The sequence below is a fragment of the Paenibacillus sp. FSL H3-0329 genome, assembly GCF_037963285.1.
Lineage (GTDB): Bacteria > Bacillota > Bacilli > Paenibacillales > Paenibacillaceae > Paenibacillus_AQ > Paenibacillus_AQ odorifer.
Genome location: NZ_CP150150.1, coordinates 3,312,630 through 3,337,698 on the forward strand (window position 1 = coordinate 3,312,630; position 25,069 = coordinate 3,337,698).

General features: G+C 42.1%; 20 protein-coding genes. 15 read left to right on the plus strand and 5 right to left on the minus strand.

Annotated features, from left to right (window positions below):
* Window positions 1-375: 375 nt before the first annotated feature.
* Window positions 376-1,932, plus strand: coding sequence for a stage V sporulation protein B (gene spoVB / locus NSQ66_RS14640; protein ID WP_036677910.1), 1,557 nt, complete (start codon window positions 376-378; stop codon window positions 1,930-1,932).
* Window positions 1,933-2,899: 967 nt separating this feature from the next.
* Here spoVB and shc read toward each other — a convergent pair.
* Together shc and NSQ66_RS14650 are read right to left on the minus strand one after the other, a co-directional pair.
* Complete coding sequence (gene shc / locus NSQ66_RS14645; protein ID WP_339279713.1) at window positions 2,900-4,792, minus strand: squalene--hopene cyclase; 1,893 nt, start codon at window positions 4,790-4,792, stop codon at window positions 2,900-2,902.
* A gap of 121 nt (window positions 4,793-4,913) precedes the next feature.
* Window positions 4,914-5,360: an OsmC family protein gene (locus tag NSQ66_RS14650; RefSeq protein WP_076272536.1), complete on the minus strand. Its 447-nt coding sequence runs from the start codon at window positions 5,358-5,360 to the stop codon at window positions 4,914-4,916.
* 190 nt (window positions 5,361-5,550) lie between these two features.
* Here NSQ66_RS14650 and NSQ66_RS14655 point away from each other — a divergent pair, with 190 nt between their 5' ends.
* The 11 genes from NSQ66_RS14655 to NSQ66_RS14705 all read left to right on the plus strand — a co-directional run bounded on the left by NSQ66_RS14655 (window position 5,551) and on the right by NSQ66_RS14705 (window position 18,046).
* The gene (locus tag NSQ66_RS14655; RefSeq protein ID WP_174890055.1) at window positions 5,551-6,186 is read left to right on the plus strand and encodes an SUMF1/EgtB/PvdO family nonheme iron enzyme; all 636 of its coding nucleotides are present in this window, start codon (window positions 5,551-5,553) and stop codon (window positions 6,184-6,186) included.
* A gap of 41 nt (window positions 6,187-6,227) precedes the next feature.
* Entirely contained in the window at window positions 6,228-6,569 is a 342-nt protein-coding gene (locus NSQ66_RS14660) for a hypothetical protein (RefSeq protein ID WP_339279716.1), read from the plus strand.
* 220 nt (window positions 6,570-6,789) lie between these two features.
* The gene (locus NSQ66_RS14665; protein WP_339279717.1) at window positions 6,790-8,142 is read left to right on the plus strand and encodes an extracellular solute-binding protein; all 1,353 of its coding nucleotides are present in this window, start codon (window positions 6,790-6,792) and stop codon (window positions 8,140-8,142) included.
* Between the two features lie 61 nt (window positions 8,143-8,203).
* Window positions 8,204-9,103: a sugar ABC transporter permease gene (locus tag NSQ66_RS14670; RefSeq protein ID WP_076274466.1), complete on the plus strand. Its 900-nt coding sequence runs from the start codon at window positions 8,204-8,206 to the stop codon at window positions 9,101-9,103.
* Window positions 9,103-9,942 (plus strand): carbohydrate ABC transporter permease, encoded by an 840-nt coding sequence (locus NSQ66_RS14675; RefSeq protein ID WP_076125690.1) that lies wholly within the window; start codon window positions 9,103-9,105, stop codon window positions 9,940-9,942. The genes NSQ66_RS14670 and NSQ66_RS14675 overlap by 1 nt, the downstream gene beginning before the upstream one ends.
* Before the next feature lie 104 nt (window positions 9,943-10,046).
* Window positions 10,047-11,813: a sensor histidine kinase gene (locus NSQ66_RS14680; protein ID WP_076142099.1), complete on the plus strand. Its 1,767-nt coding sequence runs from the start codon at window positions 10,047-10,049 to the stop codon at window positions 11,811-11,813.
* Window positions 11,803-13,407 carry a response regulator gene (locus NSQ66_RS14685; RefSeq protein ID WP_076142100.1) on the plus strand — a complete coding sequence of 535 codons (1,605 nt, stop codon included), beginning with the start codon at window positions 11,803-11,805 and terminating at the stop codon, window positions 13,405-13,407. The genes NSQ66_RS14680 and NSQ66_RS14685 overlap by 11 nt, the downstream gene beginning before the upstream one ends.
* Window positions 13,408-13,610: 203 nt before the next feature.
* On the plus strand, window positions 13,611-13,976 hold the full coding sequence (locus NSQ66_RS14690) for a hypothetical protein (RefSeq protein ID WP_051490998.1): 366 nt from the start codon (window positions 13,611-13,613) through the stop codon (window positions 13,974-13,976).
* Window positions 13,963-14,448, plus strand: a complete 486-nt coding sequence (locus tag NSQ66_RS14695) for a nitroreductase (protein ID WP_036677894.1) — start codon at window positions 13,963-13,965, stop codon at window positions 14,446-14,448. The genes NSQ66_RS14690 and NSQ66_RS14695 overlap by 14 nt, the downstream gene beginning before the upstream one ends.
* 18 nt (window positions 14,449-14,466) lie before the next feature.
* Window positions 14,467-16,206 carry an ABC transporter ATP-binding protein gene (locus tag NSQ66_RS14700; RefSeq protein WP_036677892.1) on the plus strand — a complete coding sequence of 580 codons (1,740 nt, stop codon included), beginning with the start codon at window positions 14,467-14,469 and terminating at the stop codon, window positions 16,204-16,206.
* Window positions 16,193-18,046 carry an ABC transporter ATP-binding protein gene (locus NSQ66_RS14705; RefSeq protein WP_081383787.1) on the plus strand — a complete coding sequence of 618 codons (1,854 nt, stop codon included), beginning with the start codon at window positions 16,193-16,195 and terminating at the stop codon, window positions 18,044-18,046. Before NSQ66_RS14700 ends, NSQ66_RS14705 begins: the two co-directional genes overlap by 14 nt.
* Before the next feature lie 237 nt (window positions 18,047-18,283).
* Here NSQ66_RS14705 and NSQ66_RS14710 read toward each other — a convergent pair whose 3' ends face one another.
* Complete coding sequence (locus tag NSQ66_RS14710) at window positions 18,284-18,829, minus strand: TetR/AcrR family transcriptional regulator (protein ID WP_076105670.1); 546 nt, start codon at window positions 18,827-18,829, stop codon at window positions 18,284-18,286.
* Window positions 18,830-18,997: 168 nt separating this feature from the next.
* Here NSQ66_RS14710 and NSQ66_RS14715 point away from each other — a divergent pair, with 168 nt between their 5' ends.
* Both NSQ66_RS14715 and NSQ66_RS14720 read left to right on the plus strand, forming a co-directional pair.
* Window positions 18,998-19,744, plus strand: a complete 747-nt coding sequence (locus tag NSQ66_RS14715; RefSeq protein WP_076142101.1) for an SDR family oxidoreductase — start codon at window positions 18,998-19,000, stop codon at window positions 19,742-19,744.
* A 12-nt stretch (window positions 19,745-19,756) separates the two neighbouring features.
* On the plus strand, window positions 19,757-20,482 hold the full coding sequence (locus tag NSQ66_RS14720) for a RibD family protein (RefSeq protein ID WP_076142102.1): 726 nt from the start codon (window positions 19,757-19,759) through the stop codon (window positions 20,480-20,482).
* Window positions 20,483-20,558: 76 nt separating this feature from the next.
* Here the strand turns inward: NSQ66_RS14720 and NSQ66_RS14725 are convergent, their stop codons facing one another.
* Both NSQ66_RS14725 and NSQ66_RS14730 read right to left on the minus strand, forming a co-directional pair.
* Window positions 20,559-21,689 carry a glycosyltransferase family 61 protein gene (locus NSQ66_RS14725; RefSeq protein ID WP_081388157.1) on the minus strand — a complete coding sequence of 377 codons (1,131 nt, stop codon included), beginning with the start codon at window positions 21,687-21,689 and terminating at the stop codon, window positions 20,559-20,561.
* 713 nt (window positions 21,690-22,402) lie between these two features.
* Window positions 22,403-23,266, minus strand: coding sequence for an AraC family transcriptional regulator (locus NSQ66_RS14730; RefSeq protein ID WP_038570981.1), 864 nt, complete (start codon window positions 23,264-23,266; stop codon window positions 22,403-22,405).
* Between the two features lie 143 nt (window positions 23,267-23,409).
* On the opposite strand from NSQ66_RS14730, the gene NSQ66_RS14735 reads away from it, so the two are divergent.
* On the plus strand, window positions 23,410-24,906 hold the full coding sequence (locus NSQ66_RS14735; RefSeq protein WP_076142103.1) for a glycoside hydrolase family 43 protein: 1,497 nt from the start codon (window positions 23,410-23,412) through the stop codon (window positions 24,904-24,906).
* The last annotated feature ends 163 nt before the right edge of the window (window positions 24,907-25,069 follow it).

Genomic DNA, 25,069 nt, shown 5'->3' on the forward strand with positions numbered 1-25,069 from the left:
CAAAGATTTTGCAAAAAGACATTCACGAAGAAGAGTAAAAAAACCGTTATAACAAAGCTATTGAAATCGCATTCAAAATGATAACATGTCATTGGTAAATTATCTATTTATTTCTTAATATATCTTTTATTGCGGAGGATGAAATTTATACAAAAACAGTACTAATGAGCGATACAGAGGAGTATCTCTGGTCTATGAAAAATGTTTTTGCTACAGAAGATAATGAAAGTGAGGGAAATTGCCTGGTATACCAACTAAGATGTGGCGGCTTATTGCTGATTAAATACTTTACAAATACTTGTCTGCATGTACTTGTGTTTGTTCGAATAAGTTAGAAAGAAGGACAGGACAAACCATAGGTGGAGATGCGTATAAATGGGGATGCGTAAACAAAGTTTTATTCGTGGCACGTTCATATTAACCGTGTCGTCATTTTTCACAAAAGGGCTTGGTTTTTTGAACGGAGTCTTGCTGGCACGTTTTTTGGGAGCAGAGGGAGTAGGGCTGCTTATGATTGCTCATCCACTGCTTCCCTTATTTATTACGCTGACAGAGCTGGGGCTTCCTGTTGCGATTTCAAAGCTTGTATCGGAAGCTGAGGTTAAGCAGGATGAAGCGCGAGTAAAGCGTATTCTCACTGTATCCTTAAGCATTACGGGTACGTTGAGTATTATATTAACTTTAGTGGCTCTATTTGGCTCCAAATGGATCGCATCGATTTTTTTGGCCGATCAGCGGGCGTATTATGCTATGGTTGCTATTACGCCGATCATTCCAATTATTGCGATGTCTGCTGTACTGAAAGGTTATTTCCGTGGAAAACAGAACATGAACCCACTTGCCTTTTCCGATATTATTGAGAATCTGGCGCAAATCATTGTTATTATCGGTGTTGTCAACGTTTTGCTGCCCTACGGTATTGCTTATGCAGCTGCTGGCGCAATGGCTGCCTCCGTTGTTGGAGAAGGTTTTGGTTTGCTCTACTTGTTTGCAGTTTTCAAATGGGCTAATCGAGGTAAGATCAAAACCTCTCCACCACCACCGTCAAGAATTTCACTTAAAGGAGATAGTACGTTAAGAGATTTGCTGCGCATCGGCTTACCGATGACAGGCAGCGGTTTTATTCATTCGCTCTATCATGCCTTTCTACCACTGCTGATTACGAAAAGTCTAGTACTGTTTGGTGTAGGTGTTGAGATGGCAACCAAGCAATTCGGACTTCTGGCGGGTTATGCTCTTCCCATGTTGTTTCTCCCCAGCTTCTTCACACAATCGCTGTCGACTGCATTAATTCCGGCGATCAGCGAAGCAAGTGTGAGCAACAATAGCAAGCTTATGCATAATCGGATGGATATGGCTATGCGATCCGCGCTTATAGTAGGTTTCCCATGTACAATCATCCTGTACTTGTGGGCTGTACCCTTAACAACTATGATCTATCATTCGCCAGAAGCGGGCGAGCTGTTAAGGTTAATTGCCCCCTTATTTTTTCTTTATTATTTCGGAGCGCCACTGCAAGCGATTTTACTTGGTTTGGGGAAAGCATCAACCGTTATGTGGAATCATATTCTTACGAATATTTTCGAAGTGATTGCGATCTTTGTTCTAGGTTCTAATATTGGAATCGAAGGGGTGGCCATGGGATTCGGACTGGGACTCTTGCTGCTGACACTGTTGAATTTCTTATCTGTGGCAGGAACGATCGGATTTTATTTTGACTTTCGTATTGTATTTAAGGTGGGAGCAGGAGGAATTGTCATGGCGCTTAGCGGACTGGCGGCTCACGGAATTCTGGAACGATTGGACCTGGGGCAGATCATTGAACTGTTCGGAGCGTTGCTCGTTTCGTTAATCACCTATGCAGCAACATTGCAGGTAACCCGTGCTTGGGAAAGAGCACCGAAACCACCAACGATTACGCCTGTTTCTTGAAAGGGAATATTTCTGATATTCCGGTACCGTGCTCCAAAAAGTAAACTTAGTAATGATGCAACCCTCTGTGTACCCGTATGGAGGCGGATGAAGGTAATGGATGGGGAGCAGCGAGGTGTTTAACTGTATTTTGTGCAGCTATAATCGTTCAAAATAGTTGTGCATTAAAAATAGCTGTATTTCATACATCTATTCTCATGAGATTAAGGCTTCTAGGTGATTTCTCTTGATTTTAATTGTATAGAATGCAGTTAAAGTCGAAGTTATTCCCTAGCAATATGGATTAAGTGTATAAAATGCAGTTACTTAATAGCTTCCGTTAAAATCTTGCGCTACAAATATACGGAGTGGGGATATCAGACGTTACAGTCTTAATTGCTCAGGCAAAACGCCAGTGATCCAAAATATCAGGCAGCGATCCTTGATTATCGGAGATCGCTGCCTGATTCTAATTAGCTTTATGCTAACTATGCTCGATTGACTCACATGCAAAAATGGAGCTAGCTCATAAGTAATTTAAGTAATTCCTATAGGGATGATCCATATGGCAAGTTGGATTGATTAGGTAACATTTTGCGCACACGTATTTGCTATCGGACACAGCTGAGCTTATGAGCAGATTTAGCTTACATTTGGAATTTTAACGGACCCCATCGCAGTTATTACCATGAATAAAACCCGAAATGACTCTCTTTTTAAGGAATAGTTTCACTGGAGTCCGTAACTTAACTCAAAAGCCTAAAAACAAGCAAATAGCGTTTTCTGGGTCCGAAAAGCTCTATGCTTGATCAAGACTGGGTGATTTAGGTAGGTGCAACGGACAAAAGCATTCATCTCTCGATTCATAACATCAGAGCAACGGGATTCTCCAGTAACGGACGATTGCTGCTCTGGCGATCCAAGCTTTTTCGAGACAGTTAAGAAGTGGAGCAGGACAACGCTAGTTATTACCGAGTATTACCGAGTATTATCCTTGACCGTATTTTTTTCTGTAATGACTCAATGTGAGTAGTGGCCAGATATAGCGGTAACTATGATAATTGGAATAGAAATTACCGGGGAGTCCAGCGCCAGTGGGATAAGAAGTTTTCCAATCTTCTTCATGAATAGACGTGATTAGTCTTTGAATCCCTTTTTCCACCGCAGCTGTTGGCTCTGGCTGAACGGCAATAATCGCATCAAGTGCCCAGGCGGTTTGTGAAGGTGTGCTTTCTCCTAAAGGAACATATTGTAGAAGCCGGTCGCTGTGACAAGACTCCCCCCAACCGCCGTCCGAGTTCTGAATGCTTAGGAGCCACTTCACTCCTTTTTGCAACGTATCATGATTTATAGGGAGCCCAACAGCCTGCAGGCCTGTTAATGATGCCCAAGTGCCATAAATATAACAAACACCCCATCTTCCATACCACGAACCATCCTTCTCCTGATGTTGAATCAGCCATTTCGTACCCCGTTTAATGAACTCGTGTTGTGTATTTAAACCAGCGAAGTTTCCGAGAAACTCCGAAGTTCGTCCGGTAAGATCTGCTTCCGAAGGATCAATGGCTGCAGATTTAGCACCATCGATAGCGAGCCATGTGAGCATTTCTTTATTGGTGTTTTTTTCGAATGCCGGCCAGCCGCCGTCGTTATTTTGCATCGATAGGACCCAATTCAGACCGCGATTCCATGATTTCAGATATGAAGGGTGAATTGTTGATAAGCTTCGGATGGCTCGCAAGGCTGCCGTTGTATCATCTACGTCCGGATTGATTGTATTGGACTCAGAGAATCCCCACCCACCGGGAACTGTATCCGGATTATGGATGCTCCAATCAGCAGTTTGATGATGCTGTTTATCCAGAAGATAAGTTGCAGCGTGTTTTATTCCTTTGTGATCAACCGGAATTTGAGCCTCTTGTAAAGCATAGGAGATTAACGCTGTATCCCATATTGTAGATGGAGAGTTTTGAATTGTAGTTTTATGATTTGATTGGCATTGCAGCGCGGTGAGACCTTGAATGGCCTTTGTAATTATTGGATGCTGCCGATCATAATCGAGAGCAAGCAGGGCAAAAACCATAAGAATTGTACTGCTGGCATAGCTGTAAAAGGTACCGTCGGATTCGATTCGCTGGAGCATATATTGCTCTGCTTTGTTTTTGGCAGCTTCATGTATGTAGTGTGGACTCCCGAGTAATCTGCTCAAACCCATTTGAATAACCTCCTGCAGCTCCTGATATCCACGGGTAGGCGATTCATCTGCATCCAACCGTGTCTCCATAAGATCTGACAGATCAGGAGCATGGGCTGTAGTGATCGAAAATCGCCGATCGGCCATAATGAGCATAGGAGTGAGGTGTACCCTAGAGTAGCCAGAGAATTCGAAATAGTTAATAGGGAAGTAAGACGGAAACAAAAGCACCTCCAGTGGAATCGAAGAAATTGCTAAAGGCCACTTGCTTTGACCCGTTGCGGCGAGAATGACTCTAGTTAAGATACTTGTGACTTTGCCTAATCCACCTTTAGACAGTATATAACGCTTAGCATGCTGTATTGGCTCGTCTGTTATCTTACTGTACCCAGAGTAGAGCAGGGCATAATAAGCTTCGACCGATGTGGATAAGTTCCCAGCTTTTTCGTCCTTATATAACTGCCAGCAACCCTCTCGCTGTTGTGCGTCAAGAATGCGGTCATGTAGCTGCCGAATGAGGGTTTCATTCTGTAGGTTCAACACCCTAAAGAGAATGATCATATAAGCATCGATCACAATCCCGTTCTCAAAACAAAAATGCCATGAGCCGTCATCCTTCTGCTGTTGTAGCAAGAACGTTGTCAAACGTTCGATTTCTTCATCTACTTTTCTTAGTATATCCGTCATTTTTTGGGTTCCTCCGAAGGCATCATTTTTAACATTATATGAAGTCGGAGAACAGGTCATGAAAAAGAGCTGCTTAGTCGCTTTAACGCAACTTTGCAGCTCTCTTAGCTTTATAAAACGGTTAATTTTCAATCACAATACGATTTAGCTTGAGATTAACCGGAGCAGCAATGGTGTCACCTACAGGGCATTTGCTCTCCAGAAATTGTACGAACTGTTCGACCTTCTCAGCAGGGGATGGAGTCTTTATGTAGAATGTATACCGAATATCGGAATAGCCAGGACGTACTTCAGAGCGGTTGAAGAATCCGTCGAGATCCAAGTCACCTTCCACATCTACTCTGAAATCTTCTAGCTCCACCTCAAATTTAGAGGCGTAGACCCGAGCTACAATGGATTGGCAGGCACCCAAAGAAGCGAGCAAAGCTTCAACAGGATTCATTCCTGTATCCGTACCCCCTAGACTTGTCGGTTCGTCGATGACCAGCTCGAATTGTCTTACATTAGTAACGACCCTAACGCCGTCTTGCAAATGAGCAGTTGCTTTGAAAGTTTGAACATTTGGCATGTGTTTACACTCCTTCTTCTGGATAAACCAAGTATGATTTAATGTTTCTTATTGTTTGTAATCCTGAGTAATTAACTAGGAAATATATAGATTATAGTTCTATTCTGTATACCCGTCAATACATGATTAAAATAATAGATAGGAGGCAGCTAGAGTGTCGATCGAAATTGAGAGCTATTTGGACTATCCTATGGTTGCAATTCCAGGGGGAGAAATAGAATTAAGAGACGATCGGATAAAGCGTAGATGGAAAGCAGAAATCAAACCGTTTCTTCTTGCACCTTATCCTGTAACTGTGGATCTATACAATGCTATAATTAATAACTCATCTCATGGAGATCTAAAACCGGTTGTGAATATTTCATGGTTTGAAGCCATCTCTTTTTGCAATCTGCTTTCCCAGAAAGCTGGATTTATAGAAGCTTATACTATAGGTGAAGATGGTAAACTCATTACTTGGGATAAGGAAACAAACGGATATCGACTTTCAACAGAAGCAGAGTGGCAATATGCATGTAAAGCAGGAACTTCCGGTTATCAATATGGAGAACTGGATAAAATTGCTTGGTATAATGAAAATTCAGGTGGCGAACTCCACGAAATAGGACAAAAGGAACCCAATGCTTGGGGACTTTATGATATGTTAGGAAATGTATGGGAATGGTGCTGGGATTTATATGATGAACAAGTGTATGGCTCCTATCGAATTTTTCGGGGAGGCAGCTGGGCAGAAGAGGACAGAGGATGTGGAGCCACATGCCGCCGTCGTAGTCATCCAACATTTAGCGTAGATGATCTTGGCTTCCGTCTTGCCCGGTCTTATTAATGGGCCATACATTTGTAATCGGAGTTAGAGGAGGAAATAACATGCGCGAAGGACACATAGATAAGCATGGTTATAACGAGCATCGAGAATACGGAGAGCATGGAGAAATGAATATAAATGGAGTCAAGGAGGGTTCGGAGCATCCTCACAAAAGCGCTCAGACCTTTCGTCGTGCTAGGGCTATCGCATTTTTGGACAAGCTAATGATTAATCGTTCGGCGTTGCAGCAGCAGCTAAAAGAGTCAGAGATTGAATCGGCAAAACAAGTCATTAGTGGTGAACTAAAAGCTACAGAAGCGATCATCGATGAGTTCATTCATATGTTTCAGATTCATGAGATAACTTCTGATAAAAGAGAAAACTTTAATTTGGATAGAACCTAAGCCACTCAGCTATATAGAGGTGTTCATGCCCTAGGTTTTGATATGAATGAAAAAAGAAGACTTCTGAAGAAATCAGAGGTCTTCTTTATGTGTAGTTAATAAAGAAAAATGTCTAATGTAAAGAGAATACATCATAAAGTAAAACGCTTTCATGTTCACTTGATAAATTGATTTATATAATTAGTCCTGTAAGCAATATAAAAATGGGGGGCGAAAAAGAATGAAAAAAGTCAACAAAAAAAGGATGAACCTAACTCTAACAGTGTTGATGGCTATGTCCATGCTTATCACTGCTTGTGGTGGGAACAACGGGAATAACGTGAATTCCGAGGCTAATGCAAACGCAGGCAATACGGGAAAAACAACTGCGGCGGAAGAGAAGCTCAAGATTACCATGTGGTCTCAATTCGCGGATCCAAATTCTAAAGATGGCGGGTTTGTTGGTTTTTATAAAGCACTTGAGGCAACCAAGGCTAAATTCCCTAATGTAGAAATCGAGCATGTAGGTGTTGGGGGCGAATCTTATAAAACAAAAGTGAAAGCGGCTTCAGCAGCCAATGAACTACCCGACATTTTTTACACCTGGGGTGGCGGATTCTCTGAGCCATTTATAGCGGGGAACCGGATTCTGTCCATTGATGATCTCGCAAAAGATGGAACGCTGGACCAAATCGTACCAGGTACGACAGACAATTTCGTCTTCGATAGCAAGCTTTACGGTCTGCCGATTAATATAGCTACTGCTCAAATGTACGTTAATAAAGAACTATTTGAGCAAGCAGGAGCAAAAATTCCGGAAACATGGGATGAGCTTGTTGCTGCGATTGAAGCACTAAAAGCAAAAGGTATTCAGCCGATTGCACTTGGGGCTAAAGACAGATGGCCAGCCATGCAATGGAACGCGATTCTAGCCATCCGGATGGCAGGCGTGGATGCTGTAAATGCCGCTTTAACGAAAACAGGATCATTCGACACACCTGAATTCACAGAAGCTGCTGCGAAATACAAACAATTGATTGATGCGGACTCCTTCGGCAAACATTTTGTTGGAACTTCTTATGATGACGCGACAAATATGTCCCTATCAGGCAAAGCAGCTATGATGTTCATGGGTGCTTGGGTCAACGGACAGATTGAAGATGATAACTCTCTGGTCAAAGGTAAAGTGGTACCGATTAAATTTCCAACCATTCCAGGGGGAAAAGGAAATGCTGACGAGTGGTTCGGAGGTTCGGGTGAAACATTCGTGCTCAATGCCGATCTGAAAAACAAGGAAAGAATATGGGAAGTATACAAGTTCTTTATTGAGACCATGTCTAAAGAAGTATTCCTGGCTGGTTCAGGCTCCTCAGCATGGAAAGTTGATGTAGGTGACACTTCTCAAATGAATCCACTGGCTCTGAAAATTGGTGAGTTGTCTTCTTCAGCAACAGGTTTCTCCTACTGGTGGGATCAAATGCTGAATGGTAATGACACTGAATCTATGTTCGGATCGCTGATGAAATTCGTCGCCGGAAAAACAACACCTGAAGACTACACGAAAGAACTACAGAGCAAGGTCAATCAAGGATAATAATCTGCGTCAGGCGGTGAGAATTGTTCGCCGCCTGTTCGATTTAAAGGTGGAGTGAAACATGCATCAAGTATTCGGAAACAAAAAGGCTATCGCCGTATTTGTTGTTCCTGCTTTGATTTTATACATTCTTGTTGGTTTTTTCCCGATCCTTCAGTCCATGTATTACAGTCTGCTGGACTGGGACGGAATTCAACCGGCTAAATTTATCGGTTTAGCTTCTTATAAGGATTTATTTTTTACAGATACGTTCGGCATGGATTTTAATCATTCGATACTTAATACGTTGTATCTGGCAGTTCTTTCTGTTTTCATGCAACTTCCGATAGCCCTGGTGCTCGCTCTGGTTCTTGCCAGAGGGGTCTGCGGGGAAAAGCTGTATCGTACTTTGTATTTCATTCCAGTCTTGGTATCCTCCTCTGTCATCGGGGTTATGTTTCTGAAAATCTATCAGCCTGAATATGGCTTGCTGAATACGATACTCAATCAATTAGGCTTGTCCTCCTGGACACATGATTGGTTGACGGAAAGCGGAACAGCACTAATTAGTGTTATGATTCCAATCGTTTGGCAATATATCGGCTACCATATGCTGCTAATGTACGCTGCCATCAAAGGGATTCCTGAAGATTTGTACGAGGCTGCAAAAATTGACGGAGCATCAAGTATAAGAACCGCTTTCTCTATCACTATTCCACTAATTTCACCGATCCTGAAGGTATGCGTCATATTTGCTGTTTTGGGATCATTGAAGTTTTTCGATTTAGTCTTCATTATGACCAATGGCTACCCTACACCGGAAACTAGTGTTCCAAGTACATTGATGTATTCGTCGATTTTTAATCGCAATATGTATGGGTACGGCAGCGCGATGGCCGTGTTTATGGTTGTGGAATGTCTCTTTTTCTACTTAGTTCTACAAAAACTGATCAGAACCTACGATGATAAGGAGGAGAGCTAATGACAACAACACATAACCGCCGCTGGCCAAAGGTTGTTTTGCAGATTGCGTTTCTAATCTTCGCCGTTATTCAATTGTATCCGCTCGTGTGGCTTGTATTTTCCTCCTTTAAAACAAACATAGAAATTACAGGCTCAAACGTGATGGGCTTGCCTAATGAGTGGCGGTGGGCGAACTACGACTACGCACTTTTTAAGGCGAATATCGCACGTAACTTTTTGAACAGCCTTATGTATACAACGGTAACTGTCATTATTTCTGCTCTGTTATCGGCAATGGTTTCTTTTGCTGTCGCAAGAATGAAGTGGAAGCTTAATAATGTGGTGCTTACTTTCTTCATGCTGGGATTGATGATTCCCGTTCATGCTACGCTGCTACCTGTCTTTCAGATGTTAAAAATGACAAGCTTGCTGAATACGCCGTGGGCCTTAATCATTCCTTATACCGTTAGTGCACTTCCTACTACAATCTTTATCATGATTGGTTTTTTTAGAGCGCTGCCAGGGGAGTTGGAAGAAGCCAGCGTTGTAGACGGCTGCAATATTTATCAGGTTTTTTTCCGTATTATGCTTCCGCTTGTAAAGCCGGCTATCGTAACCACTTCCATCTTTACTTTTTTATCCGCTTGGAACGAACTGATGTTTGCCAATACGTTCATTAATGATCCTGACTTAGCAACAATTACCGTCGCCATCAATTCGTTTAAAAGTGCCTATGCCACAGAATTCGGACCTATGTTCGCTGGAATGGTTGTGGCTACACTACCCATGATCATTATCTACTTGTTCCTAAGTAACCAAGTCCAAAAAAGCATTATTGCCGGGGCAGTTAAGGGCTAAAGCAATGGGATAGGAATCCTTCGAAAAATGCTATACTAGTATCGTATTGAAGTAGCTATAAATAAAGGTCCGTATTCGCTTAATTGTCGGCCAGGAGGTTACCGATGAGGTTTGCACGTATCCGATCACAAATCGTTTTTTACTACTTGGCCTTATTAGTGGTTTCCATGATTGCAAGCGGTATTATGTACCAACGAATCAATGAGAAATTCACCGAGGAAAAGGTAGGTGAGGTATCGCTTCAAACCTTAAACGCCATGAATTCCGGAATTGAATCACTTCTTGACAGCACGAATAATTATTCCAAGATGATCGTGTCGAACAACACAGTTCAGGAAATTTTGGGCAGTGATCTGGCGGGTAACGACATCGGGATTTTAACTTACAAGCTAGAGGTGGCTCTGTCAGATTTTATGCTCGCAGAGCCCTCTATCTCTTCTGTTTATCTATTCGATAATGCAGGACGTAAGTTTGCGATTGATTTGCAGTCTGCAAAACCGATCAGAACGGATGGGATCGAGTCAGCGGAATGGTACTCCGAGGCGGTCGCCTTGGACGGAAAAGCAATTTGGAGGAAAAATGCCGGAGGTATCTTCAATTTTGAGACGAAGGAACCCCAGCAGGATCCACAATATATTTCTCTGATTCGCATCGTAAACGACATGAACACTTCCAAGAAAATAGGATTATTAGTCGTGAACATTACCGTTCAGGAGCTGAAAAAAAGCTATGAACGTTCGATCAACGATAATAAACCTGATTTAATGATCGAAACTGGATATGAGACACTCCTTGATTTTACAAGGCCTGAATTATCGACTTATACAAACTCTTCTATGCTTGATGTGCCGCTCGGCAGTAGCAAAATCGTAAAGATCAAAGATCATAATTATCTGATCTCTTCTCTGGTTTCAATGGATCGTGGTTGGAAGTTTACTAGCGCTCAGCCTCTGGGGGAATGGGAAAGCCCCTATCGTCAATTTAATCTAATGCTGTTAATGATTATGTTGTTTAATTTCATTTCTATATTTTTAGGTTCCGTCTGGATTTCTAGATTCATTACAACACCTATTTTACATATGCTGCGATCCATGAAAAAAGTGGAGAATGGAGAGTTCAGTTTGGTTCGGTACGAGGCGAGAACTGATGAACTGAACCAGTTGAAAGATAGGTATAACAATATGATTATGACCATTGAGCAAGCGCTGAAGCGGGAGAAAGAAGAACAGAAATTAATTCGGAAACTCGAATTGGATATTTTGCAGCAGCAAATTAAACCACATTTTTTATATAACACTTTAGAATCAGCTGGCTATTTAACTTTGTCAGGAAATAATAATGAGGCGTACCAGATTATTTCTGAGCTTGCAGCCTTCTATCGCCAGAGTCTTAGTAAGGGCAGTGATGTAGTAACGTTAAGAGAAGAAGTAGAGATCACTAAAAGTTATTTGAGTATACAAAATATTCGCTATCCAGAAATTTTCACCAGTGAAATTGAGGTGCCGGAAGAAGCTGAGTATGTTCGGATACCCAAATTGACACTTCAGCCGCTTGTAGAAAATGCGCTTTATCATGGTATTCGCCCTTTAGGGGAGTGTGGTAAGATTCGCATCCTTGCCCGAATTCAGGGGAATCGACTGAAGTTAATCGTGGAAGACGATGGTGTGGGGATGAATGAAGACAAACGTCGGGAAATGCAAGCTGAGCCCTATGGGCAAAATGAGTCCAGTTTTGGGTTGCGCGGTACTTTGATGCGTCTGAAGCTGTACTATGGGGCGGACATGAATTGTAGTTTGGTCAGTGCACCGGGAGAAGGAACTCGGATTGAATTGGAACTACCGCTTGAGGAGGGGAATAGTCATGGAGCTTGAACTGCTCAGAGCCATTATTGTGGATGATGAAATTAATGCGAGAAAAATTGTTCCCATTATTATAGATTGGCAAGCGGTTGGTTACAGATTCGTAGGTGAGGCCTCGAATGGAAGCGAAGCGTTAGATTTGATCGAAACGATGAAACCGGATGTAGTATTTACAGATATCAGTATGCCTTTTATGGATGGGCTGGAATTAAGCCGGTTGATAAAAGAAAGGTATCCGCTAGTCAAAATTGTGATCATCACTGCACATCCCGAATTCGAATATGCAAAAAGAAGTCTGGACATTGGAGTACAAAATTTTATCTTGAAGCCGCTTCAAGCCGAGGAAGTACGAAGAGTTGCGGTAGATCTTCATGGGAAAATCCGGGAAGAGACAGAGCGGTGGAACGAATATCAGGAGCTGAATCGACAGTTAAAAGAAAATGCCGTTCAACTAAAAGAAAAATTTCTAAATGATTTGCTATCAGGCCTCTGGGACCCCGATCAGCTGGACAGCCGGTTCTATTACTTTTTTCCTGACTCAGAGAGCAGCCTGTTTTCAATCATGCTCATTGAACTTCAAATCTCCTTAGAAGAAGGGGAGGAACAACGAATCCTGCAGTCTTTGCGTTGTAAGAGGTTTATTGATTACGCGCTTGAAGAGTATGAGGGAATCGAAGTTTTTTTTGATAACAGTCAACGAATAGTCCTTCTCAATAGAAAAGATAATCAGAATCTTACGAAGATTGGAGAGTGGCTGGCCCAATCGCTCCATGAAAAGCTTGAATGTAAAGCTTCCATTGGCGTAGGGAGTACCTGCAAGGATTTCAATAGGATCAAAGAATCCTATAAAGAGGCGCTGGAGGCAGTTAGATATGGTAAGTTAAAGGGCAGTAACGCTATCTATTTTTTTAATGAAGAAATTCATTTCGGAGGCCGATCCTGGGAAGTTAAGACGAATGAAATTGAGGAGATTTTGTTTTTTGTAAAAGCTGGTGTCTTAGACAAGGCTATGCAATCCATCGAGAAATTGTTTCAGGATTTGGAGAAGTCCAAAGCTTTTTCTGTGGAACGAGCTAGGTTGGTTTCCGCCCAATTTGTCTCCACATTAATCAATTCACTCGCTGAAATGGGAGTTATACTAGATAATAATCTTTCATTCGATATTTCGCCATATAAAAGGATTTTTGAGCTCGATAGCCTGCCAGACATGCAACAGACATTGCTAGAACTCACAGAGAAGGTAACCTCTCAAGTAACCCGGGCACGAAGTAAAAAAACCAATAATATTATCCATGAAGTTAAAGAATTTATTCAACAGGAGATGCACATTCCGGAGATGTCTTTATCCTATGTATCGAATAAATTCCACATGAATTCCAGTTACTTTAGCCGGATCTTTAAGCAGGACATAGGGATTAGCTTTACGGATTATCTTCTCAAGTGCAGAATGGAAAAAGCGGTGAAGCTTCTGAATGAAACGGATTGGAAAGCTTATCAAATTGCTGAAAAGGTAGGCATTAAAGATCCATTTTACTTCAGTAACTGTTTTAAAAAAGTAATGGGAGTATCCGTTCAGGAGTATAAGAAAAATAGTTTTTCCCTATAAATCACTCCGTTGAATTTGATAATTTTTCTCTTTAAGCCCGCACTTTATGCGGGTTTTTATTGTTTTTTCAGATATAAAATGAGCAATTATGATGTTACAAAATGGAAAAATGATCTTGACAGAAATGGTTTCTATCGTATACATTTGTATACAAAAAGAACGCGTATACAAATGTATACACTACTGCAAAAGGAGGAAATAAAATGCGTGAAGGACATATCGGCAAACGTGGCGGTCATAGGGAGCACGGAGAACACAGAGATCGTGGCTTTATGAAACATGGGATGACAGAACAAATGGATCAACATCCTAAAAGTGCTCAAACTTTTCGCCGTGGCAGAGCCATCGCTTTTTTAGATAAGCTTATGGTTAACCGGGCTACATTACAGCGGCAGTTAAATCAGCCTGAGCTTGAATCGATTAAACAAGTGGTTAGCGGTGAATTAAAAGCAACGGAAGCGATCATTGAAGAGTTTAAACAAATCTTTCAGATTCATGAGATCGCTCCAGAAGATACAACATCAAATGTTAAAAAAGAGGAGAGTAAAGAAAAAGATGAAAATAACTGAGCTCATTAAAACCCGTAGAAGTATAAAACAATTCAAACAGACTCCAATAGGTGAAGAGGAGTTACATTCATGGCTGGAGGCTGCAAGTTACGCTCCTAATCATCGTATGACCGAACCTTGGGAGCTTCTTTTCATCGGACCCAATACTAGAGCGAAATTAAAACATAAGACGGATTTTGGCAACGCACCTGTTGTTTTTGCAGTTCTGTCTAAGCCTGCCGCAACTGCGTTTGAACGCGATGAGAATGTTATGGCTGCTGCTTGTTTCGTACAAAATTTCCTATTAGCTGCACATGAAGCAGGTGTAGGTACGTATTGGGCTTCGCTGGGGGCTTTGCCTCATAATCGTGAGATTCTTAATGTTCAAGAAAATTACGATGTTATTGGGATATTTGGAATGGGTTATCCGGAGGAAATGCCGAATGCGAAACCCAGAACACCGATTAGTTCTAAAATCACGTATTTATCTTAAACAATTGAAGGTGGCGGAATGTGGAAGCTTAAGCATTATTTGAGGCCATATTGGGTGTGGTGTGTGTTGGCACCATTGCTGATGCTGGTCGAAGTGACTATGGATTTACTGCAGCCCACGCTCATGGCGAGCATTGTGGATAAGGGTGTTATGACAAAAGATTTGTCTCATATTTTCTCGACCGGACTGATTATGCTTGGTGTAGCGTTTATCGGTCTAATTGGTGGGGTTGGCTGCACTATTTTTTCGAGTATTGCTTCTCAAAACTTCGGTAATGATTTGCGGATTAGCTTGTTTGAACATATTCAGAAATTTTCTAACAAGAACCTGGATCAATTGAAGACGGGCTCACTGATTACGCGATTAACAAATGATGTGGTGCAGCTGCAAACCTTTGTGCAAATGATTTTGCGGAGTATTCGATCTCCATTGCTATTAGTCGGAAGCTTGGTGATGGCCATCCGGATTAGTCCTATGCTGACCCTCATCCTAGCCGTTGCCGTGCCACTCTTGAGTTTAATATTGTATGGGTTAATCCGACTTTCTTTTCCTTTGTTTCAAAAAATGCAGGTCAAATTAGACGGTGTGAACATAGTGTTGCAGGAAAATTTATCCGGCATCCGTGTAGTCAAAGCATTCGTCCGCGCTAATCATGAACAGAAACGCTTTAATACAGCGAACAAGGATTATACAGAAATTGCGATAAGAGCGGTACGGTTAATGTCATTAAATATGCCGCTAATGATGCTTGTACTAAATGCCAGTATTGTTGCTGTACTATGGTTTGGGGGAGTGCAAAGCTGGAACGGTGGGCTGCCAGTTGGTCAGCTGATCGCTTTTATTAACTATATAACCCAATTGTTGATGTCAATGCTGATGTTAAGCAATATGTTGACCTTCTTCTCACGAGCCAAGGTTTCTGCCGATCGGGAGAATGAAGTATTTTCCACCATTAGTGAGATTACAGAAGTTGCCAACGCTAAAAAAGATGCCATACACAACGGTCGGATCGTATTTGACAATGTATCTTTTGCTTATGATCCTACGGATGAAAATCTAGTGTTAGACGGTATTAATTTCACTGCGGAGCCAGGAGAAACAGTCGCCATTCTTGGTGCCACCGGTACTGGTAAATCATCATTGGTCAGCCTCATTCCCCGGTTTTACGAAGTGTCCTCTGGATCCATCTCTATTGATGGCTCCGACACTCGTATGATTGCTCTGGAAGATTTACGTAGCAGAATCGGATATGTTATGCAGCAGGCTACTCTGTTCAGCGGTACTATCCGCAATAATATCCGATATGGCAGACCGGATGCCACAGATGAGGAAGTGGAAGAAGCAGCAATAGCCGCTGAAGCTCACAATTTCATTTTAGAACTTCCACAGGGTTACGATACAGAGCTCGGCCAGCGTGGCATTAACCTGTCCGGTGGGCAAAAGCAGCGGCTTTCGATTGCACGGGCACTTTTAATTCAGCCAACAATCCTCATTATGGATGACAGCACTAGTGCGCTCGATGCAGCGACAGAGTCACGAATCCGGCAGATGTTAAAAACACGGCTGCGTAGCAGCACGAATATTTTGATAGCTCAGCGTGTCACCTCTGTAATTGACGCTGATCGTATTCTGGTATTAGAAAACGGCCGAATTGCTGTACAAGGTACACATGATGGTCTTATGAATAGCAGTGAAATATACAGAGATATTTGGAGATCACAGATGAAGGGAGAGGAGGTGCCTTATGTCAAAGCTTAATAACGGCATGAACACCACTCCTTTTAATCGATCAGGAGGATTCGGACCTGGACAGGGATCTGGTCCCGGACGCGGCGGAGCTGTGCCGATCGTACGCGCTAAGAATCAAGCGGGCACACTCAAACGCATCTGGACTTATTTGAACCGCCAGCGGTTCGGGTTAATCATTGTATATGTATTTACTGTGTTGAATGCAATCCTTTCGTTGATTGGGCCTTATCTAATCGGTAAAGCCATTGACACTGCCGTAATTCCCCACGATTATCAGGGTCTAATTCGCTTTTGTCTACTCCTAATTGGTATTTATGGGCTAAGCAGTGTGGTTGCTTGGGTGCAAGCCTATGTTATGACCTCCGTTTCACAAAATACCGTATTCGAGCTGCGTCGTGATTTGTTCAGCAAATATCAACAGCTACCGATCAAGTTTTTTGACACGCAAGCTAACGGAGAACTAATGAGCCGGGCAACCAACGATATAGAGAGCGTATCCAGTACACTTAATCAGAGTGTGACCCAGTTATTAAACAGTTTGATCACATTAAGCGGTTCACTAGTGATCATGTTAATGATGAACGTTCCGTTGACCGTAGTTTCACTGATAACGATCCCTCTTGTGTTATTGTCCAGCCGTAAAATTATAGGTTTAAGTCGAACTTATTTTAAAAATCAGCAACGCCATTTAGGTGAATTGGGTGGATTTATCGAAGAAACCATCAGCGGACAAAAAGTGGTCAAACAATACAGCAGGGAAGAGACAGAAGTGAAACGGTTCCGCAAAATCAGCGGAGAGCTGAATAAAGTCGGCGTTAAGGCACAAATTGTTTCCGGATTAGTGGGACCGGTTATGAACATGATTAATAACCTTGGATTTGCGATCATTGCCGGGGTGGGTGGCTGGATGGCTTTTCATAACATGGCTACGGTTGGCGTAATCGTTAGCTTCCTTACGTATTCCAAACAGTTCGGACGACCGATCTCCGATCTTGCTAACCAGTACAATCTAATTCAGTCGGCAATTGCTGGTGCGGAGCGTGTGTTTGAAGTTATGGATATGCCATCCGAATACGGTGACGGTGATGAACAAAGTGACGATCTGCCAAGGTTAAAAGGGAACGTTGTTTTCAAAGACGTTTCATTTGCTTACAAGCCGGATTCACCAATTCTGAGTGGGGTTACGTTTGAAGCAAAACCCGGAGAGAAAATTGCGCTTGTCGGCCCAACGGGTGCTGGAAAAACGACCATTGTCAACTTGCTGATCAGATTCTATGATTTGAGCGGCGGCTCCATATTCATTGATGGCCGCGATATTGGAGAGCTGGATAAATATGCACTTCGTAGTCAATTGGGAATGGTATTGCAAGACGCGCATGTATTCTCGGGAACGATTCGGGAAAATATTCGCTTTGGCCGTCTTGATGCGACTGACCAAGAGGTAGAGGAAGCGGCAAGATTGGCCAATGCAGATGCCTTTATCAATAGACTGCCGCATGGATATGAGACTATTCTCCATGCGGAAGGCAGTAATTTGAGCCACGGCCAGCGTCAGCTTTTAACGATTGCCCGCGCCATTCTAGCTGATCCAGCTATTTTGATCCTAGATGAGGCAACCAGCAGTGTGGATACGCGTACGGAAATGCATATTCAACAGGCGATGGAAAAGCTAATGAAGGGACGAACAAGCTTTGTGATCGCCCATAGGCTTAGTACCATCCAGGATGCTGATCGTATACTCGTTATTCAGGGTGGCGGAATTGCCGAGCAAGGCAGTCATAAAGAGCTTCTTGCGCTGCAAGGTGTTTATTACGAGCTGTACAATACCCAGTTCAAACGAGCGATTTAAAAGAATCTTTACTTGAACCGATAACATTTGTAAGTAGATGCTTTTATCGGACTCATCTGACCTTAAAGGCGAGATTTTCTGATTTTCAGAATGTTAAGGACCCCACTGCAGCTATTGGGGTGAAGGAATAGCATCCCAGGGTCCGAAGTCCTTAAAAAGATGTGTAATCTATTGCGTAATTAATGCCCGATAAAAAAGAGCGGCGATTCACCTATTATAGGAGAATCGCCGCTCTTTTTATAAATTCCTCTCTAATAACGTTCCGAGTTGTTCAGCCAAGACTTGATGTGCTACAGGTCTTTCATTCTTGAACCACCATTCCACTACCCCTGCATAAGCCGATGCAACAAAACTAATAATAACCTCTTCATTTAACCCTTGGTTTATTCCTGCGGTGACATTTACTTCATGCCGAAACTCATCGAGAAGAAAGCTTAAGAAACGATTTCGAAAATAAGGAGCACCTTTACTCGCTAACATCATAGAGAAGAAAGAATAATTTTTATCGAAGTATTCCGTCCAGATCAACGTTGCCTCGATAAAATCCAATTCAGACGCCGATTCACAAAGTGCTCTTAGGACCTCTATATGTTCTTCGATAAGTTTATCTAACAAATCATATTTATCCAGATAATGAAGGTAGATCGTTCCCCGGCTTACATTTGCTGTGTCGGAGAGGTCCTGTATGGTAATGTCGTCAAAATTTTTCTTGGTCATCAGTTCAATGACGGCCTTTTTAAGCGCATCTTGAGATTTGAGTATTCTTCTATCCACTTTAGACATTCGGGGTTCACCTTACTTTCTAAAAATAATAAACACATTTATAGGATCTGTTTAGTATTGAACAAAACAGACTCATCGTACAATTGAATGTATTCTGTAACTGTTTATAATAATAGATTATAGTCTATTAATGAATCAATATACAATATCGAAAGGGTGTTTTTTCACATGCCAAATATCAAAGATAAAGTCGTAATTATTACAGGTGCTTCTAGTGGGATTGGGGAAGCCGCCGCGAAAGAACTAGCCTCTAAAGGTGCTAAGCTTGTTCTAGCCGCTCGTCGTGAGGAACGTCTTCAAAAGCTTCAAGGAGAAATTGAACAAAGTGGTGGAACAGCCATCTACAAAGTGACAGATGTGACTTCCCAAGCACAAATGGAAGAACTGGCTGCTTATGCACTTAAAGAGTTTGGCAAAATTGATGTATTAGTTAATAATGCGGGAATCATGCCACAAGCTTTTCCTTTTAAGAAAAAGGTGGATGAATGGGATCAAATGATTGACGTAAATATCAAAGGGGTTTTATATGCGATTGCAGCTGTTCTCCCATCAATGAGAGAGCAAAAATCTGGTCATATTATTAACTTATCATCGGTTGCTGGCCATAACATTTACCCAGGGGGTACAGTATATTGTGGCACCAAGCATGCGGTTAGAGCAATTTCTGAAGGGCTTCGTCAAGAAGAAGCGATGAGTGGAACCAATATTCGTGTTACCAATGTTTCTCCAGGAGCCGTCAGCAGCGAATTGTTAGCTACTACCTCAGATGCAGAGTCAAAAGCTGGCTTGAATGAATTTTACAAAATAGCCATTGATGCAGACAGCATCGCTCGTGCCATCACATTTGCCATTGAGCAACCTTCAGATGTGGCTATCAATGAAATGATTATTCGTCCAACAGTTCAAGTAGGTTAAAGGGGGATCGTTATGGACAGGCCCTATATTATTTGCCATATGCTTACCTCATTGGATGGTAAAACCATCGGAGATTACTTGGATGAAGAACGGACTGCCTATTTTATTGATGAGTACGAAAACATTCATGATCGGTATGGATGTAAAGCTTGGATATGTGGCAGGATTACCATGGAGGAAAATTTTACGTTAGGCAATAAATTAGAATTAGAGCAGAGTAACACTTCAAGCATTCCTAGAACAGACTTTATCGTTCAAAATGATGCCTCAACATATGCAGTAGCTGTAGATCCCACTGGAAAATTAGGCTGGACCAAAAACTACATTTCAGAAGAAAGTTACAATAGAACAGAGGATCATATCATTGAAGTGCTTACAGAACAGGTATCTGATGCTTATCTAGCTTATCTGAAAAATCTAGGAATCTCATATATATTCGGTGGAAAAGAACGATTGGATTTTTCTGTAGTTGTGGGAAAGCTAAAACAATTATTTTCAATCGATGAATTGATGCTGGAGGGTGGGGGCGTTTTAAACGGCTCTTTCCTGAACGAAAACTTAATTGATGAGTTAAGCTTGGTTATTGTTCCCATCGTAGATGGTGCCTCTAATTCTGTGACCATATTTGAAATGGATGCATCTATGAAACAACAGACCCCAGCAAATTTCAGCTTAAAAAGTGTAGAAAAACTTGCGGATGATGGGCTATGGTTGAAGTATGTAACACGGCGTGATTAAATCTATGTTTCTTAAAAAGCGCAAAGCAAAATATGCTTTGCGCTTTTTGAATTCGAGAAAGTAGTAAGCAAGCTTCTCATTCCAAGCCTGCCAGATGCATCGTTTGTTTCAGACGATCTACGTTCACATAGATGTCTTCCAGTCCTGGAAAACGAATCGCAGGATCTGCTACACCTTGCCCGTACACCATATAATATTCGAGATTATTATGGTTGCTGATCATCCAATAGGTTGGAACAACATGCTGGGCATGGAAAATTTCAATGACCAGTGTTCCAGGCTGGCAAAAAGCCAGATTAGCGAGTCCAGCACCATGCGGACCTACGATTACTTTCGCTGAGGCGAATAATTGGATTTGCTGGGCAACCGTCCAGTCTTCTAGACAAATCGGTACGATATTAAATTTCTCTAGGCAGCGGATGACATCATCTTCATTAACCAACCTTCTTGAGCTTGCTTTTTTTCGTGAGATATAAATTCGTTCTGGAGTGACTAGTGTTGTTTCTCTATGCGGTAACAAAAATCTCCGCAGTGTATCCGTGGTCCAAGGAGGATAATGTGAATTCATCATTAAGGAAGGGACAAGTAGCTGGTCAGCCTGAACATATGCTTCTGAATTCGTCCGGATCACCAATGACTCGGATATCCCAAGCATGGCCCACGTTTGTTCCACAAAGGGTCCATACGGATTTGGATTCATGATAATAGTGGAGTAAGTGATTCCGCTCGATTGAAGCATCGCTAATCTAGGAAGCACATCATACATCCAATGAAAATAGTTATGGGCTCCGCAAAATGTTAACACCGCCGCGGTCCCGGCAAAATGTTGAAGCTGAGGATCGTTCCACCGGTGAAACACTGGGTGCTCATCTGCTTCAAGCATCTTGTATTGTTCGGCATCATATTCTTGGGAAAGATCAAAGATCAATTTCCCTTCTGGTGTTAGAAGGGCACCAGATTCTCCCCATACCTTCCCTCTGGAAATGGTGGCTACGTATCCGCCAAATGGCTCTAAACAATAAGGTGTTAGTGCTGGAGCAATACTCGTTTCAATGCTTTTGGGCGCTCTGAACTCAGCCGCCCGTCCGAAGTCAAAAGGAACGACATTCCCAGCTTCCTTTGTACTGTTTTCGTTGTGGGAAGTAAAGTCCCAGATGCTTTGGTAATATCCTTGGGGTGGTACCCCTTGTGCAGAAAATAACATCATGTCACCTCATATTCCCAAGTAGAAGCGCAGAAACCTTATTAAGCTATTTTATGAAATGAAGATTCTTTGGACACAGGCTTACTCGGAAAGAGGCGGATGAACAAGAAGACTTACGTGAGACTGAGCAGAAACAACTCATCGCACAGAAACAGATCAGATCCAAAAATCTAAATATATGCGTTAACCTATGAAGAAATTGCGTTTCTGGAAAAGACATATGTTCCATTGTTGGTATGAATTAACTTATTAACTAATAAGCGACGAGCACGCTAACGCTGAATAGATAGCCGATGGATGCGATGTGTACCAACGTTTAACTGCATTTCGTACAACTATATTCCTTCAAATCACTCAGCTCGGGGATATAAGTGTACTTCGTACATCTATTTCCTTGATTTTCTACCCAATAGGTGGATTTGATCGTTTTTAGTTGTATAGAATGCAGTTAAAGTATGAAGGTTCCTTTTCCGTACGGAATAAGTGTATAGAATGCAGTTATCTCCCAGATTCGATTAAGACACAGAACTAAGAGAATACGGAGAGGGCATTCCGATCGGTTACATTCCAAGGTTTGCTATAAGCGATATGCGGACCATTAGTTTGTTTATATTCACTTGCCCATAATCTGATCAGGTAAGCTGGTTAATCCAAAAACACCAGACAGTAATTTTCCAACAATAGGAGAATCGCTGCCTGGTGTTCTTTTTTTACCCTCAAAGCTTGTTCCTATAGACCTTAGGTGACATCCCATAGATTTTGGTGAATTGGCGGGTAAAATAATTGCTATCACTAAACCCGCATTCATGTGAGATTTGGGTGATACTGAGGTTAGAATGCTTTAATAGTCCGCAAGCCCGTTCCAGACGTAAACGATGAAGATAAGCGATCGGGGTTGTCTGATAGTAGGAGCGAAAGATCCGGTTTAAGTGTCTGACTGAAATGTCCGAATGTTTGGCGATCTGATCCAGTGTTAAGGGCTCAAGATAACGATCTTCCATATATGAGAGTGCATTCGCCAAATGCATCAGATGGTTCCCTTGAATCCCTTTTTCCTGTTGGTCATAATGTCTGGACAAATAGACAACCAGTTCCATAAACTTGGAGCCCAGCATGGTCTGATAACCCTGTAGCTTGTTGTGATATTCTTCAATCATGCCCGCTATGAGAAAAGAGACATACTCCAGGTTAGGAATCGGCAAGCTGAGTTTGCTTGTGTAGGAATGTTTATGACGATACAGGGGTTCCAACACAAATAATGCTTGAAAGCCGTTGGATGTCCGCAAATCTGGCCCAGCTGTCGATAGCATTTCAGGCTGAAACATAATATTGCAGATCTTAAAATCCTGAGGATCTTTAAAAGCATGCGGGGTCGAACCATTAATTACAAACACATTTCCCTTTTTGATAAAAGACTCCTCAGTATTAACAATATGTGTAGCTGTGCCACTCAATACAATTACGAGCTCTGAAAAGTCCGCATGTCTATGTAGATCGGTGTCTTCGTCGTGATAGCCGTATTGAATAAAAAATGGAAATTGACGATCAGATGTAAACCATTTTAAATAAAATTCACTCAACTCGTTACCCTCCAAAAGCTTGTCTAGATGAATGTCTATATCATGCTATTTTAGGACCGAATAATCAAGGCTTTCTATCCAGCTGAAGCAGTATAATCCTTGACATAGGTTTCAGTGATTAAGATAGAGAAGGAGAATACTACATGAAATATAACAATCCGATTATCCCGGGGTTTTATCCAGATCCAAGCATTTGCAGAGTAGACGAGGATTATTATCTGGTAAACAGTTCATTTGCCTATTCTCCGGGAATACCTATTTGGCACAGCAAGGATTTGGTGCATTGGAAGCAGCTTGGGTATTGTTTGACTCGTGAGAATCAGCTTCAATTTGATGAATCAGTGGTTTCCGGAGGTGTGTGGGCGCCGACTCTTCGTTATTATAACGGTCGTTTTTATATGGTTACGACAAATCAGGATAGCGGAGGTCATTTCTACGTTTGGGCGGATGACCCTGCAGGCGAATGGTCGGATTCACTTTATGTGGAGCAGGAAGGTATTGATCCCTCCTTGTTTTTTGATGATGGAAAGGTTTATTTCACAAGCACAGGCTCCGAGCAAGGAATGGGGATCTACCAATGTGAGATTGATATTGAAACGGGTCAAAAGCTTAGCGATACACGCTTGATCTGGACTGGTAGCGGAGGGAAATTCCCGGAGGGTCCACATCTTTACAAAATAAACGATTACTATTATTTGATGTGTGCAGAAGGTGGGACAGAATATGGACATATGGAGACTATTGCAAGAAGTAAATCGCCATATGGGCCTTATGAATCGTCTCCTCACAATCCGATTTTGACTCATCGAAGTTCAGATTACCCCATTCAAGCTACAGGACATGCCGATTTAGTTGAAGCACAGGATGGTAGCTGGTGGGCGGTATTTCTGGGGATTCGACCAGTAGGTTATCCTTACCGTCATCATCTTGGCAGAGAGACATATTTGGCTCCGGTTCAGTGGACGGAGGAGGGTTGGCCAATGATTGGGGATAACGGAGTGGTTGGATTAGAAATGGAAGCTGACCTGCCTTCACCAATGCCGTGGGAAGAAGAGCCTGAAACCGACGATTTTAATCAATCTGACCTAAGAATGAGCTGGAATTTCATTCGTAATGCTAATAAGGTAGATTGGTCATTGCAGGAACGGGGAGGGTGGCTAGCTTTACGTGGATCAGATGTGAGATTAAATGAGAAGGGAACGCCTGCTTTTATTGGTTGTAGACAGCGGCATTTGAATTGTGAAATTACCACCAAAATGGAATTTAGCCCTCTTGATGGTGACGAAGCTGGTCTTGTAGTTTTTATGGATCAGCAGTATCACTACGCAATTGGACTAACGCAAATGGAAGGTGAAAATGTTATTACACTGCGCAGACAGGTAGGGAGCATAAGCGATGTGGCATACTCTTCGCCTTTCGAAGGCACGGCGGTAGAATTTAGAATCCAGGCATCACCTGAAAAATATATGTTTTACTATCGAGGTGTGGATCAAATATGGCATCAGCTTGGCGAAGCCGAGACACACTTGATTTCTACTGAAGTCGCAGGAGGATTTACTGGAGTATTTTTCGGTATGTATAGCTACTCTCCTAATCAAACAACTGCTTATTATGATTGGTTTAGCTATCAAAAGAAATAAAAAGCGGTCGGCTACGTGTTCGTCAGAAAAAGCAGTGTTAGCTTGTGGAAAACACAAAGCAGCGATTCTCCAAGTATGGATGAATCGCTGCTTTGTGTTTTTTGGTTGTCGTTGTTTTTTTGTCGTCGTTGGTTGTTTGCCTCAGCTTGTATTTATAAACCTC